Source organism: Desulfuromonas carbonis, assembly GCF_054658035.1.
The window spans coordinates 1,486,214-1,499,782 of record NZ_BAAHXR010000003.1; the positions used below are offsets into that span (position 1 = coordinate 1,486,214).

Consider the following 13,569-nt stretch of genomic DNA (forward strand, 5'->3'; position numbering starts at 1 on the left):
GAGGCGACGATGAAACGGATCGTAGTGGCGATCACCGGCGCGTCCGGTTCGATCTACGGCCTGCGCCTGGTCGAGGAGCTGCTGAAGCAGGAGTGCCGGGTGACCCTGCTCTTCTCCAAGGCGGGGCTCGAGGTCATGCGCTACGAGACCGGCCTCGGCTGGGAAGGGACGACCGGCCAGCGGCTGCAGCTGATGCGGGACTACTTCGGCGGCGACCGCCACCTCGAGCACTTCGGCTGCGATGACCTCTTCGCCGCCATCGCCAGCGGTTCCTCCGCCCCCGACGCGGTGGTCATCGCCCCCTGTTCGATGGGGACGGCGGGGCGCCTCGCCGCCGGGCTCTCGGGCAACCTGATCGAGCGGGTTGCCGATGTCGCCCTCAAGGAGCGTCGCGACCTGGTCCTGGTCCCCCGCGAGACGCCGCTCAATGCCATCCATCTCGAGAACCTGCTCAAGCTCTCCCGGGCCGGGGCGCAGATCCTGCCGGCGATGCCGGCCTTCTACCACAAGCCGCAGAGCCTGGCCGAGGCGGTCGACTTCGTGGTCGGCAAGATTCTCGACAGCCTCGGCGTCGCGCATGCGCTTTTCACCCGCTGGGGGGAGGAATAAAGCTGACGGAGAAATGCGGCTCTCCCCCGTTCGCTGACGCTCACTAGAGAACGCAAAGAGCACAGAGGTGCCCATTCCTTTTTAATTCTTCGTGTCCTCTGTGATCTCTGTGCGAGACGATTTACGTTTTTTGAGGTAAAGCACCGATGGCAAATATTTTCGAAACTCTCCACCAGAAGCTCGCCGCCGGCCTGCGCATCACCGATGCCGAGGCGCTGGCGCTCTTCGAGTCGACCGACCTGCTCGCCATCGGTGACCTGGCCGCCTACGCCAATCAGCTGCAGAACGGCGAGAAGGTCTACTTTAACGTCAACCGCCACATCAACTACACCAACCTCTGCGTCAACCGCTGTACCTTCTGCGCCTTCTCCAAGGGGGTGGAGGACGAGGGGTGCTACACCCTGGCCCTCAACGACATCCTGGAAAAATGCGCCGAGGCAGCGGCGGCCGGGGCGACCGAGATTCACATGGTCGGCGGGCTCCATCCCGATCTCCCCTTCGACTTCTACCTCGAGATGCTGGCGGCGATCCGCGCCGACCAGCCGCAGCTCCACGTCAAGGCCTTCACCGCAGTGGAGATCGACTACTTCGCCGCCCTCACCGGGCAGCGGGTCGAGGCCGTGATCGCCGAGTTGATGCAGGCCGGACTCGGTTCCATGCCCGGCGGCGGCGCCGAGATCTTCGCCCCGGCGGTGCGCCAGCAGATCTGTCCGGAGAAGATCAGCGGCGCGCGCTGGCTCGAGGTGGTCGAGGCGGTTCATCGGCAGGGGCTGAAGACCAACGCCACCATGCTCTTCGGCCATGTCGAGGGGCACCAGGATCGGGTCGATCATCTGAGCAAGCTGCGCGAGCTGCAGGACCGCACTGGCGGCTTCCAGGCCTTTATCCCGCTCGCCTTCCAGCCCGACAACACCCGGGTGCCGGGGGCGAAGGGGGTCGGCGGGGTCGATGCCCTGAAGACGCTGGCGATCAGCCGCATCTACCTCGACAACTTCCGCCACATCAAGGCCTACTGGGTGATGCTGGGGCTGAAGATCGCCCAGGTGGCGCTTGCTTTTGGCGTCAACGACCTCGACGGCACCGTGGTCGAAGAGAAGATCGGCCATGACGCCGGCGCCGAGGCGCCGCAGGCGCTGGCCAAGGAGCAGCTTTGCGACCTGATCCGCAAGGCCGGGAAGGTGCCGGTGGAGCGCGATACGCTGTATCATGAGTTGAAGGTGTACTGACATGGCTTCAATCGATAAATTCCCGGGGATGACCCTTTATCCGCTGATTTTTCCCGATGCCGAAGAGGCGGTGGTCGGCGTCATCCTGCCTCGCAAGGTCGGCAAGGCCAAGGCCGGTGAGTACAGTTTTGTCGAGGCCTATTGCACCGATCCGGGGTGCGACTGCCGGCGCACCGTACTCTACGTCGTCGACGGCAAGGGGAAGCAGGCGGCAGTGATCGAGTTCGGCTTCGATGCCGACGAACCGCTCGCCGGTCCCTACCTGAACGAATATGCCCGGCAGCCGGCGGCAGCCGCAGACCTGCTCCGGGTTTTTGTCGATCTGATCAACGAATCTCCTGACTGGCTCAAGGGGATGTACCGCCACTACAAGGAAGTGCGCAAAAAAGTGGACGGACATGCTTACCGGGGGAAACCCTTCCCCAAACCGGGCTCGGTGGTGCGAACCATCAAGCCGCCGCCGGAAGAGGATCCGTTAGAGGCCTTCGAGAGTCTGCTCAAGGCGGCGGTGCGCACGCCGCCAGCGGGCGGGCGCAAGAAAAAAGCTGCAGTCACGGCCCAAGGGAGCCTGTTCCCCGACACGGGGCCGGTTGCCGGGGGCACCACCGGTTGGGTCGAGCGCTGCCGGCGGGAGGCGGGTGCGCCCTTTGAAACCACCAACCTGAGGCAGACCGAGCTGCGCGGTTATTTGTATGCGAACCCCCGGGCCGCGGACGAACTGGCCGGCCTGCTGGTCGGGTATGACCGCGCCGGTGACGAAACGCATCTCGATGCGGGTCTGGGGCTGCTGCGCGACGCCCTGGAGATCCTGCGGGTCGATCTGGAACGGCGCCGTCCCGAGGCGGCGCGGCACATGGAAAAGTGGCAGGAGGCCCTGGCCCGGCATGTCTTTGCCGAAGGGGTTGCGCCCCAACTCGGCGCCATGGTGACCCAGATTCTGCTCGATGCCCGCGTCGAGATTCTTCCACTCCTGCACGAGGCCAACCGCCGGCGCATGCTGGCCGGGCTCGATGCCGATGCCGATTTCGTCGCCGACCCCGAACAGGTGCTGCGCGAACTGCTGGAGGCGCTGGAACAGGACGGCGCCGGCACCCCCCACGAATTCTTTGAAGCAGTCCTGCAAATGATGTCGGTGGGAGATTTCGAGGTCCAGGTCAATCTCTGCCGGTTGATGTTGGGGGCTGAGCATTCGACGATTCGCGAGGCGGCGGTGCTGATGCTCTTTCATCCGCAGGCCGAGGTGCGCTCCGGAGTGGCGCAGGTGCTGGCCGAGGTCGAAGGGAATCGGTTGACCCCGGCGAGCCTGCGGCGGCTGATCGTCGCCCGCAACTGGTTCCCCGAGGCGCAGCGCAGCCTGATCGATCAGGCGGTGACCAACGCCCGTAAGGCGCGGATCGAATGTGCGCCCCTGCCCAAACGGGTAGCGGCGACGGTCTACGGCAGCGCCGTCGACGGCGCGATGGCCCAGACCTTTCAGGTGCTGGTGCCTGTGGGGACGGGATTCCTCTGCTACTCGGTCATGCCCAAAAAGGGGGCCGGCATCGCCGACGCTTTTCTGGTTCCCCTGGCGGGCAAACGCGAGCGCAACGAGCTGCTCGCCATGCTGCGTCACGAGACCGGCGCGGTCGAAGTCTCGGCCGACTACCTGAACCGGCGCATCAGCCAGGCCCTGGCCGACGGCGCGGCGCAGGACAAGGTCCCCTGCCACTGGCTGGTGGCCATCGCCGAACGCCTCGGCTGCGATCAGTGGAAAGCCGCACCTTTCAAGGCCCGTGCCGAGCTCGCCGCCCTGCGTGCCGAGCTCGAACGCCGGGGTGAGCGTTTTGTGACCACGCGCTACCGGGAAAAGGCTCTTGAGGATGCCGCGGCCTGGGCCGAAGAGCAACCCTTTGCCTACTCCTGGTTCGAGGACGATGTCGAGGTCGACCGGGTGGTGGAAAAGGCTCTCGGCAAGCGCCGCCGCCTCGACGTGGACAAATGCATCGATGCGATTCTGAAGAAGATCCTCCAGCCGCGCCGGAGCCAGTGGGTCGAACGCCTGGTGCTGGCCGCCCTCTGGCTCAAGGCGGCGAAAAAGCCGCCGGTCCCCTGGGAACAGATGGCGCATGTGGCCGCGGCGGTGGCCGACGAGACTCTGCCGCTGGAAGAGATTCCGTTGATGGTGATGATCGCCGGACACAGTTTCGGCGCCTGGATGGGACGGCAGGAAGAAGGGGGATAGGCGATGCCCAGTTGGCGTTGGCCACCTTTGAAGAGCGGTGGACCGGCGATTACCTCTTCGAGAACGAGTGGCAGAGCTTCCGCACCAAGAAGGACCGCTCGCTGGAGCTGGTCAGCGTCGCCCACGAATGCCCGCCGGGGAGGCGGAAGATCGCGGTGAAGGTGGTCGATATCTTCGGCAACGACACCATGACGATTGTCGAGGTGCGGTATGACCTTGGTTCATCTTCAAATAAAGGAGGGGGCTCCGATGAGTAAAAACAGAAAGATTGAGGTGCTGGAAAAAGAGGTCGGCATACGGACGATCAATCAGGAGGACTACATCTGTCTGACGGACATCGGTCGCTACAAAGACAGCGAACGAACGGACGACCTGATTCGAAACTGGGTTCGCAACCGCAACACCATCGAATTTCTCGGCATCTGGGAACAGCTGAATAACCCGGCGTTTAATTCCGTCGAATTCGACGGGTTTAGAAAACAGGCCGGGCTGAACAGTTTTACCCTGACGCCAAAGCAATGGATCGAGAAGACCGGAGCCATCGGCCTCGTTTCCAGAGCGGGACGCTATGGCGGGACCTACGCGCACAAGGATATTGCCTTCGAGTTCGCCTCCTGGATTTCGGTCGAGTTCAAACTCTACCTGATCAAGGAGTTCCAGCGGCTCAAGGAATCCGAGCAGGCGCAGCTGGGTTGGGATATCAAGCGCAATCTGACGAAGATCAACTATCGCATCCATACCGATGCCGTGAAGGAAAATCTGATCCCACCGACCCTGACGGCAAAAGAAACCAGCCTGATTTACGCCCATGAGGCCGACGTGCTGAACATGGCGCTGTTCGGTATGACCGCCAAACAATGGCGTGAAACGAATCCGGGGGAAAAGGGGAATATCCGCGACGAAGCGAATGTCGCCCAGCTTATCTGTCTTTCCAACCTCGAAAACCTGAATGCTCTTTTCATCAGCGACGGCTTGCCGCAAGCGAAACGGCTGCAGAAGCTCAACAGAATCGCCATAAACCAGATGAGGCTGTTGACGGAAGACCTGGGAGTGAAAAAACTGGAGGAGAAGCAATAAGTACGGCCCAGGAACTTCGGCCAGCTACTTGAAGGCTTCAAGGCATATCTGTGATACCCATGGAAGCGATCCAAAAAAACATTGAAACCGGCGCAGGCATCGACCGCGATCAGGCGCTCTGGCTGCTGACTGCGGCCGACCTCCTCGCTGTCGGCAAGCTGGCCGATGTGATTCGGCGACGGAAGCACCCGCAGGGACGGGTGACCTTCGTGGTTGATCGCAACGTCAACTACACCAACGTCTGCCAGTCGCAGTGCAGGTTCTGCGCTTTCTATCGCGATGCCGATGCCAGCGACGCCTACCTCCTCGACTTCGAGGCGATCTTCGACAAGATCGCCGAGCTGGTGGCGCACGGCGGAACCCAGCTGCTGATGCAGGGAGGGCTGCACCCGGAATTGAAAGTCGACTGGTTCGAGGCGCTCTTCCGCCAGATCAAGGAGCGCTTCCCGCAGGTGCAGGTTCACTCCCTGTCGCCGGCCGAGGTGATCCACACCGCGCAGCTCTCCGGGATTTCGATGCCCGAGTGCCTGCGGCGCCTGCAGGCGGCCGGCCTCGACTCGGTCCCCGGTGGCGGCGCCGAGGTGCTGGTCGATGAAGTCCGCCAGGAGATCTCCCCCAACAAGATCGGCTGGCGCGACTGGGCGGCGGTGATGGAGGAGGCGCATTTGCTGGGGATGAGAACCACTGCGACCATGATGTTCGGCAGCAGGGAGCGCCCCGCGGACATCGTCGAGCACCTCTTCCGGGTACGGGAGATCCAGGCAAAGTCGGGCGGCTTTACCGCCTTCATCCCCTGGACCTACCAACCCGGCGGCACCGAGCTCGGCGGCGCCACCGCGAGCGGGGTCGAGTACCTGAAAGTGCTGGCGCTGTCGCGCATCGTTCTCGACAACATCGACAACATCCAGGCGAGCTGGGTGACGCAGGGGGCGATGATGGCCCAGGTCTCCCTCTTTTTCGGCGCCAACGACCTCGGCGGCACGATGCTGGAGGAGAACGTCGTCGCCGCCGCCGGCTGCTCCTTCCGCCTGTCGCAGGATGAGATCATCGAGTTGGCGCGCGGGGCCGGGTTTGTGCCGGCGAAGCGCAATACCAAGTACGAGATTCTGGAAACTTACTAGCCACAGAGACACAGAGGCCCAGAGAAAATCTTTTGAAAGCAGGTTAGCCTCCGCGTCTCTGTGCCTCCGTGGCAAGATTGAGGATTTTATGATCCCCCTGCGCAAGAACATTTCCGAGATGGCCGGCTACGTCCCCGGCTTCCAGCCCGCCGACGAAGCGGCCTGGATCAAGCTCAACACCAACGAGAACCCCTATCCACCTTCGCCCAAAGTGGCGGCGGCGATCCTCGCCGAGGTCGGCGGCGACGGCGCCAGCCTGCGCAAGTATCCGGATGCGGCGAGCAAAGAGCTGCGCCAGGTAGCGGCCGAGCTCTACGGCTTCGACCCGTCCTGGGTGATCAGCGCCAACGGCTCCGACGAACTGCTCAACAACCTGATCCGCGCCTTCGCCGGGGAAGGGGAGGAGATCGCTTACGTCCACCCCTCCTACTCCTACTACGCGACCCTCGCTGAGATCCAGGGAGCGAAGATCCGCACCTTCGGGCTGACGGCCGACTTCAAGCTGGCCGACTTCCCGGCCAGCTACGACGGCAAGCTCTTTTTCCTCACCAGCCCCAACGCGCCGCTCGGGTTTGCCTTTCCCCTCGCCTATATCGAGGAGATCGCCCAGCGCTGCGCCGGGATGCTGGTGGTCGACGAGGCCTATGTCGACTTCGCCGACGCGACGGCGCTGGAGCTGGTGCGCAAGTACGACAACGTCGTCGTCACCCGCACCTTCTCCAAGAGCTACCAGCTCGCCGGCATGCGCCTTGGCCTCGCCCTCGCCCGCTCCGAGGTAATCGCCGGTCTCGACAAGATCCGCGACCACTACCATCTCGACCGCCTGGCACTGGTGGCGGCGAGCGCGGCGCTGCGCGACCAGGCCTACCTGAAGGAGACGGTGGCCAGAATCCGCGCTACCCGGGCGCGTTTCGTCACCGGCCTCCAGGCGATCGGCTACACCAGCATCGACTCGCAGACCAACTTCGTTTTCGCCTCGCCGCCGGACCGTGACGGCAAGCGGGTTTATGATGCTCTCTACGCCCGCAAGATCCTGGTGCGCTACTTCTCCGACCCGCTGCTTCGCCATGGTCTGCGGATCACCGTCGGCACCGATGCCGAGATTGACGCTCTGCTGGCGGCGCTGCGGGAGATCGGGTAAATCCTAATCGCCACAGAGACACGGAGACCCAGAGGGAACCGAAAATTGAGCCAAGGTTCAAACCGTCTTTTCGATATTGATTTTCTCCGTGTCTCTGTGCCTCTGTGGCTAATGATCTATGCCTGAATTGCCTTTTGCGCAGGTTGCCCCGCTCCTCCTCGCCTGGTACGGCAAGGCCGGCCGCGACCTCCCCTGGCGCAACACACGCGACCCCTACCGGGTCTGGCTTTCGGAGATCATGCTGCAGCAGACCGGAGTGGCGGCGGTCATTCCCTATTTCGAAAAATTCCTGGCGCGCTTCCCCGATCTGGAGGCCCTGGCCACGGCCCCGGTGGAAGAGGTTATCGAACTCTGGGCGGGTTTGGGCTACTACTCCCGCGCCCGCAACCTGCACGCGACAGCGCGCGAGGTGGTCGCTGGCTACGCCGGGAGCTTTCCGCAAACGCTGGAGGCGCTGACGGCGCTCCCCGGTATTGGCCGTTCCACCGCCGGGGCGATCCTCTCCATCGCGTTTGATGTGCCGGCCCCGATCCTCGACGGCAACGTGCGCCGGGTCCTCTGCCGGCTCTTCGCCTGGCAGGAAGACCCGCGCAGCAGCGCCGCCGAAAGGCAGCTCTGGCGCTGGGCCGAAGCCCTGACGCCGCTTGATCGTCCCCACGACTACGCCCAGGCGATCATGGACCTTGGTGCCACCCTCTGTACCCCGACTGCCCCCGCCTGCGAGCGTTGCCCGCTGGAGAACCTCTGCCAGGGGCGGGCGCTGGGGATCGCTGCCGAACTGCCGCGTCGCCAAAACAGGCAGAAGGTGCCGACCCGGATCCAGGTCGCCCTGCTGCTCGATTGCGACGGTTCCTTCCTGGTACGTCGTCGCCCCCTTGCCGGCATGCTGGCCGGGCTCTGGGAGTTCCCCGGGACGGCGGTGGCGGCGGGGGAAACCCCGGAGGTGGCCGCGGGGCGGTTGCTGCGCGAATTGGGCGGGGAGGGGAGACTGCGTTTCGCCGGCGGTATCGAGCATGCCTACAGTCACTTCAGGCTCGACCTGCACCTCTTTCGGGCCGACGCGCCGGCAGCGCTGCAGGTGGCGGAAGCGGCCGAGAGCCGTTGGTTGACCCGGGCCGAGCTCGCCGGCTTTCCCCTGCACGGCGCCCACAAAAAGGCGCTGGTGCTGTTGTAAAACCGAGCAGGGCGTCTCTCACCCGTTCGCTTTGCTCTCTTGAGATCACGGAGGAAACCTCTTCTGTTGGTAACTCCCCTTGGGTCTGTCCACTGTCATTTCCGTTGACACAGTCAGCGCCGCACTTTTCTGGCCCCTTATTTTGAATCCCTCGGTGCTCTCCGTGTTCTCTGTGCGAGACGCCCCTGGTATTCACATCCCCTGGAGTATTCATGCCCGCACCGATCCTGACCGAAAGTTCCGCCGTCGCCGCCTTTGCCGCCGAGCTGGCGCACTTTGATTCTATCGCCGTCGACCTCGAGGCCGACTCGATGCACTGCTACCGGGAGAAGGTCTGCCTGTTGCAGTTCACCACCCCGGAGCGGACCGTGCTGGTCGATCCCCTCGCCGGGGGCGACCTCGCGCCGCTGGGGCCGGTGCTGGCCGACCCCGCCATCCGCAAACTCTTCCACGCCGCCGACTACGATATCCGCTGTCTGCACCGCGATTTCGGCTTCGTCGTCAGTGGTCTCTTCGACACCATGATCGCCTGCCAGTTCCTCGGCGAAGAGAAGGTTGGCCTGGCCGATATTCTCGGCAAGTACTTTGGGGTGGAACTCGACAAACAGTACCAGCGTGCCGACTGGGCGGTGCGCCCCCTTTCGACCGAGATGATCCGTTACGCCGCCGAGGATACCCGGCACCTGCATAAGCTGGCGGCTCTGCTCGAAGAGAAGTTGCGCCAGAAGGGGCGCCTGGAGTGGGTGGCCGAAGAGTTCCGCATCCTCGAGCAGGGGCGTTTTGCCGACAACTCCGGGCCCCTTTACCTACGCTTCAAGGGGGCCGCCGCGTTGCGTCCCCGGCAGCTGGCGGTCCTCGAGGCGCTGCTGCAGTGGCGCGACGCCGAGGCCTGCAAGCGCGACCGGCCCCTCTATAAGGTGGTCGGCAACAAGCCGCTGCTGGCCATCGCCCAGGCGCCGCCGCAGAACCTGCAGGGGCTTGTTGCCGTCGAGGGAATATCGCCGCGCCAGGTCGATCGTTACGGCAAGGCGCTGCTCGGGGCGATCGAGTCCGGGTTGGCGGTTGCGGAGCAGGATCTGCCGAGCATGCCCCGTGGCGAGCGCCGGGTGCGCGACCCCGAAGTGGATGCGCGTCTCGCCGGACTGAAGAAGTGGCGCGAGGCCAAGGCCACGGCGCTGGAGATCGACCCCGGGGTGTTGATCAACAATACCCTCCTTGAGGAGCTGGCGCGGCGCCAGCCCCGGAAGGAGGCCGAGCTGGCAACGATTCCCGGCCTCAAACAGTGGCAGCGGCGCGAACTGGGCGCCGATATTCTCGCCCAGCTGGCGCCCTGAACCCGACATCGAGTTTCCCAAGTATTTGTAATTACAGACATCTGAATCGACATCTGGCGGCACGCCACCAGATGTCCGCTGGCGGCGCGGATCATTCCGACTATCATGGCAACAAACGCACCACTTGCCTTGAAAGGAGGTTCACCATGATCCGCATCCTCATCTCCAGTGCTTCCCTGCTCCTCTGCGTCCTGCTGCTGACCCCGACCCCCGGCCAGGCTGCCGGCCATGCCGGTACCACCTTTACCGTCGCCGTTCATGGTGACTCTGCATACCCGGTCGCCCACCGGGAAGGGGACCGCCGCGAGGTTGCCCGGGATCATTACCGCGACCGGGATGGCTGCCGCCACCAGGAAGAGCGTCATGACCGGCGGCGGGATCACCGGGACTGGCGAAATGATCGTCGCCAGGACGCTCGCCAGGACCGCCACCGCGCTGCCCCGCCCCGTTACGCCTATCGCGAGCAGCGCACCGTGGTGCTGCTGCCGCCCCCCTTCCTGTTGCTCCCTCCCTTCTGGCGTTAGCCGCTACAGCTGCCTTTCCCCGGGGCGGGGCCGGTTGCGACCGGCCCCGCCCCGCCTTTTTCGCCCCACCGCGATTGCAGCGGGGCGCGTTTTGGCCGATACTTAAACCCATGCACCGACTCCTCGCCTTCTCTCCCCACGAACGGGTTCTGGCCGGCCTGCTCAAGGAACGCCTCGAGCAGGAGGGGATTGCCTGTCTGCTGCGCAATGAAGAGCTCTTTGCCGCCATGGGGGAGTTGCCCTTTTTGGAGCTGCGGCCGGAACTCTGGGTGGTCGACGCCGAAGTTCTGCCGCGCGCCCGGCTTCTCATCGAGGCCTGGCTCCATCCGGTCAGGACGGAACGACCCTGGTGCTGTCCCGGTTGCGGCGAGGTGCTGGAAGGGCAGTTCGGGGGGTGCTGGAAGTGCGGCCGGGCCCGGGAAGAGGCGGATGCCGGTACCTGATAAGGAGCTTTCCATGAATAATCGGACCCTGGGGCGCAACCAGTTCGCCAGCGACAATTATGCCGGTATCTGCCCGGAAGCCTGGGCGGCGATGGCGGCGGCCAACAGCGGCTATGCCCCTTCCTACGGCGCCGACCCCTGGACCGAACGGGCCTGTGACCGCTTGCGGGAGTTTTTCGACAGCGACTGCCAGGTCTTCTTCGTCTTCAACGGCACCGCGGCCAACTCCCTCGCCCTCTCCAGCCTCTGCCGCTCCTACCACAGCATTATCTGCCATGAGCTCGCCCACATCGAAACCGATGAGTGCGGCGCGCCGGAGTTCTTCAGCAACGGCAACAAGCTGCTGCTGGTCCCCGGAGCCCACGGCAAGGTCGATCTGGAGGCGGTCGAGCATACCGTGTTGCGACGCAGCGATATTCACTACCCCAAGCCGCAGGTGCTGAGTATCAGCCAGGCGACCGAGCTCGGGACCCTCTACAGCACGGAGGAGCTGACGGCGGTGGGGGAGACCTGCCGCCGGCTCGGCCTGCGGCTGCATATGGATGGCGCCCGCTTCGCCAACGCGTTGGCTGCCACCGGCGCGGCCCCGGCCGACCTCTCCTGGCGGGCGGGGGTCGATGTTCTCTCCTTCGGCGGCGCCAAGTGCGGCATGGCGGTGGGGGAGGCGGTGGTCTTTTTCGACCGGGACCTCGCCGTCGAGTTCGACTACCGCTGCAAGCAGGCCGGGCAGCTCGCCTCGAAGATGCGTTTTCTGGCGGCGCCCTGGATCGGCCTGCTCGAGGAGGGTGCCCTGTTGCGTCATGCCGGCCACGCCAACGCCATGGCGCGGCAACTGGCCGAACGACTGACGGCGATTTCCGGGGTGACGGTGGTGCATCCCTGCCAGGCCAACGCCGTCTTCGTCAGCCTGGACCAGGCGCTGATCGACGGCCTGCGGGAGCGCGGCTGGCAGTTCTACACCTTTATCGGCAGCGGCCAGGCCCGCTTCATGTGCTCCTGGAGTACCTGTGTCGAAGACCTGGATGCTCTCGCCGCCGATCTGCAGGCGTTGGCCGCCGGCTGAGGGGCGGCGCGGCTGGAGGAGGAACAAAGCCGGGGGAGAGCTATAAAGCTCTCCCCCGGCTTTGTTGGCGGCAGGTGGGTTATCCGGCGTCGGTCAGCCGGCCGCGCCCGGCAGCCCCGGTTCGGTGAGCGGCCGCGGATCGAGAAGGCGGGCGAGCTCGTCGGCGTCGAGGTCCCCCGCCGCCAGGACCACTTCCCGGATCGTCTTCTGCTCCTCGCTCGCCTGCTTGGCAAGGGCGGCGGCGCGGTCATAGCCGAGAACCGGGGCGAGGGCGGTCACCATCGCCAGGCTGCGCTCGATAAGCGACTCGCAGCGCTGGCGGTCCGCCTGCAGCCCCTTGACGCAGCGGGCGGCAAAGAGGGTGCTCGCCCGTTCCAGCAGGCTGATCGACTGCAGCAGGTTGTGAGTCATGACCGGCATCATCACGTTGAGCTCGAAGTTGCCCGAGAGACCGGAGAGGCCGATGGCGGCGTCGTTGCCGATGACCTGGGTGCAGACCTGGATAAGGCTCTCGGCCATTACCGGGTTGACCTTGCCGGGCATGATCGAGCTCCCCGGCTGCACCGCCGGCAGCACCAGCTCGCCGAGGCCGCAGCGGGGGCCGCTGGCGAGGAAGCGGATATCGTTGGCGATCTTGAAGAGGGCGGCGGCGGTGCCGCGCAGCGCGCCGCTGGCAGCCACCGCGGCGTCCCGGGCGGCCTGGGCTTCGAAGTGGTTGACCGCTTCGCGAAAGGAGAGGCCGGTAACCTCGGCGAGGCCAGCGATGACGCGGCCGGCAAATTCCGGGTGGGTGTTGATGCCGGTGCCGAGGGCGGTGCCGCCGAGGGGGAGCTCCAAAAGGCCCTCCTGGGCCTCCTCCAGCCGGCGGATGGCGAGGGCGACCTGGCGCGCGTAGCCGGAAAAGATCTGCCCGAGGCGTACCGGGACCGCGTCCTGCAGGTGGGTGCGGCCGATGGTGACGATATCGTCAAAGGCTTCGGCCTTCTCGCCGAGGGCCTCCTGCAGGCTGAAGAGGGCCGGCATCAGGCGCTGGCGGATCTCCACCGCCGCGGCGAGGTGGAGGGCGGTGGGGATGACGTCGTTGCTCGACTGGCCGAGGTTGACATGGTCGTTGGGGTGGATCGCCGGCCCGCCGGAACTGGCGCCGAGAAGCTGGGCGGCGCGGTTGGCGATGACCTCGTTGGCGTTCATGTTGGTGCTGGTGCCGGAGCCGGTCTGGAAGATGTCGACCACGAAGTGGGCGTCGAGGCGCCCTTCGATAACCTCCTCGGCCGCTTCCATGATCGCCATGGCGCGATCGCGGTCGAGCAGGCCCAGTTCGAGGTTGACCCGGGCTGCCCGCTCCTTGATCATCCCCAGGGCGCGCAGGAAGGGGCGCGGGAAGACCAGGCCGGAGACCGGAAAGTTTTCGACGGCGCGGGCGGTCTGGGCGCCGTAGAGGGCATCGACGGGGACCTCCATCGTCCCCATGGAATCGCGTTCAGTGCGGGTAGTGGCCATGCGGATACTCCTTGATTACGGATGGTTGCCGGCGCTGCCGACAGGATGCCTGTGCCAGGAAGGATAGCAACTGCCCCCTTCCTGTCAATCCTTGTAACGGCCGGCCTTTAGCGGTGGTAAAGACTGAACCGGCCCC

Annotated in this window: 12 protein-coding genes and 1 pseudogene; 12 read left to right on the forward strand and 1 reads right to left on the reverse strand. The window is 65.0% G+C overall.

What is annotated here, in order from left to right; all coding sequences use genetic code 11:
* Positions 1-9 precede the first annotated feature (9 nt).
* The 12 genes and pseudogenes from ACYQ8E_RS13750 (at position 10) to ACYQ8E_RS13805 (ending at position 11,933) form a co-directional block, all read left to right on the forward strand.
* The gene (locus ACYQ8E_RS13750; RefSeq protein ID WP_066723777.1) at positions 10-609 is read left to right on the forward strand and encodes a UbiX family flavin prenyltransferase; all 600 of its coding nucleotides are present in this window, start codon (positions 10-12) and stop codon (positions 607-609) included.
* Between the two features lie 146 nt (positions 610-755).
* Positions 756-1,835 (forward strand): aminofutalosine synthase MqnE, encoded by a 1,080-nt coding sequence (mqnE, locus tag ACYQ8E_RS13755; protein ID WP_066723779.1) that lies wholly within the window; start codon positions 756-758, stop codon positions 1,833-1,835.
* 1 nt (position 1,836) lies between these two features.
* On the forward strand, positions 1,837-4,056 hold the full coding sequence (locus ACYQ8E_RS13760; protein ID WP_066723782.1) for a hypothetical protein: 2,220 nt from the start codon (positions 1,837-1,839) through the stop codon (positions 4,054-4,056).
* Between the two features lie 26 nt (positions 4,057-4,082).
* Positions 4,083-4,313, forward strand: a pseudogene (locus ACYQ8E_RS13765) (hypothetical protein); the annotation flags it as partial.
* Entirely contained in the window at positions 4,306-5,133 is an 828-nt protein-coding gene (locus ACYQ8E_RS13770; protein ID WP_066723788.1) for a KilA-N domain-containing protein, read from the forward strand. The pseudogene ACYQ8E_RS13765 and the gene ACYQ8E_RS13770, both read left to right, overlap by 8 nt.
* A 59-nt stretch (positions 5,134-5,192) precedes the next feature.
* The gene (gene mqnC, locus ACYQ8E_RS13775; RefSeq protein ID WP_066723791.1) at positions 5,193-6,254 is read left to right on the forward strand and encodes a cyclic dehypoxanthinyl futalosine synthase; all 1,062 of its coding nucleotides are present in this window, start codon (positions 5,193-5,195) and stop codon (positions 6,252-6,254) included.
* 88 nt (positions 6,255-6,342) lie between these two features.
* Entirely contained in the window at positions 6,343-7,395 is a 1,053-nt protein-coding gene (hisC, locus tag ACYQ8E_RS13780; RefSeq protein WP_066723793.1) for a histidinol-phosphate transaminase, read from the forward strand.
* Positions 7,396-7,513: 118 nt separating this feature from the next.
* The gene (mutY, locus tag ACYQ8E_RS13785) at positions 7,514-8,569 is read left to right on the forward strand and encodes an A/G-specific adenine glycosylase (RefSeq protein ID WP_066723794.1); all 1,056 of its coding nucleotides are present in this window, start codon (positions 7,514-7,516) and stop codon (positions 8,567-8,569) included.
* A 212-nt stretch (positions 8,570-8,781) separates the two neighbouring features.
* Positions 8,782-9,903, forward strand: coding sequence for a ribonuclease D (locus ACYQ8E_RS13790; protein ID WP_066723796.1), 1,122 nt, complete (start codon positions 8,782-8,784; stop codon positions 9,901-9,903).
* A gap of 146 nt (positions 9,904-10,049) precedes the next feature.
* The gene (locus ACYQ8E_RS13795) at positions 10,050-10,427 is read left to right on the forward strand and encodes a hypothetical protein (protein WP_066723799.1); all 378 of its coding nucleotides are present in this window, start codon (positions 10,050-10,052) and stop codon (positions 10,425-10,427) included.
* Positions 10,428-10,537: 110 nt separating this feature from the next.
* Positions 10,538-10,870 carry a putative signal transducing protein gene (locus ACYQ8E_RS13800; RefSeq protein WP_066723801.1) on the forward strand — a complete coding sequence of 111 codons (333 nt, stop codon included), beginning with the start codon at positions 10,538-10,540 and terminating at the stop codon, positions 10,868-10,870.
* Positions 10,871-10,883: 13 nt separating this feature from the next.
* A complete protein-coding gene (locus ACYQ8E_RS13805; protein ID WP_066723803.1) occupies positions 10,884-11,933 on the forward strand; it encodes a threonine aldolase family protein in 1,050 nt (349 codons plus the stop codon).
* Between the two features lie 93 nt (positions 11,934-12,026).
* Here the strand turns inward: ACYQ8E_RS13805 and ACYQ8E_RS13810 are convergent, their stop codons facing one another.
* Positions 12,027-13,433: a class II fumarate hydratase gene (locus ACYQ8E_RS13810; RefSeq protein ID WP_066723806.1), complete on the reverse strand. Its 1,407-nt coding sequence runs from the start codon at positions 13,431-13,433 to the stop codon at positions 12,027-12,029.
* Positions 13,434-13,569 lie beyond the last annotated feature (136 nt).

What these genes read in the sequence shown, in the direction of transcription:
- mqnE (WP_066723779.1), top strand. Translation starts at nt 756, where the DNA reads ATGGCAAATATTTTCGAAACTCTCCACCAGAAGCTCGCCGCCGGCCTG.
- ACYQ8E_RS13770 (WP_066723788.1), top strand. Translation starts at nt 4,306, where the DNA reads ATGAGTAAAAACAGAAAGATTGAGGTGCTGGAAAAAGAGGTCGGCATA.
- mutY (WP_066723794.1), top strand. Translation starts at nt 7,514, where the DNA reads ATGCCTGAATTGCCTTTTGCGCAGGTTGCCCCGCTCCTCCTCGCCTGG.
- ACYQ8E_RS13805 (WP_066723803.1), top strand. Translation starts at nt 10,884, where the DNA reads ATGAATAATCGGACCCTGGGGCGCAACCAGTTCGCCAGCGACAATTAT.
- ACYQ8E_RS13760 (WP_066723782.1), top strand. Translation starts at nt 1,837, where the DNA reads ATGGCTTCAATCGATAAATTCCCGGGGATGACCCTTTATCCGCTGATT.
- hisC (WP_066723793.1), top strand. Translation starts at nt 6,343, where the DNA reads ATGATCCCCCTGCGCAAGAACATTTCCGAGATGGCCGGCTACGTCCCC.
- ACYQ8E_RS13790 (WP_066723796.1), top strand. Translation starts at nt 8,782, where the DNA reads ATGCCCGCACCGATCCTGACCGAAAGTTCCGCCGTCGCCGCCTTTGCC.
- mqnC (WP_066723791.1), top strand. Translation starts at nt 5,193, where the DNA reads ATGGAAGCGATCCAAAAAAACATTGAAACCGGCGCAGGCATCGACCGC.
- ACYQ8E_RS13800 (WP_066723801.1), top strand. Translation starts at nt 10,538, where the DNA reads ATGCACCGACTCCTCGCCTTCTCTCCCCACGAACGGGTTCTGGCCGGC.
- ACYQ8E_RS13750 (WP_066723777.1), top strand. Translation starts at nt 10, where the DNA reads ATGAAACGGATCGTAGTGGCGATCACCGGCGCGTCCGGTTCGATCTAC.
- ACYQ8E_RS13810 (WP_066723806.1), bottom strand. Translation starts at nt 13,433, where the DNA reads ATGGCCACTACCCGCACTGAACGCGATTCCATGGGGACGATGGAGGTC.
- ACYQ8E_RS13795 (WP_066723799.1), top strand. Translation starts at nt 10,050, where the DNA reads ATGATCCGCATCCTCATCTCCAGTGCTTCCCTGCTCCTCTGCGTCCTG.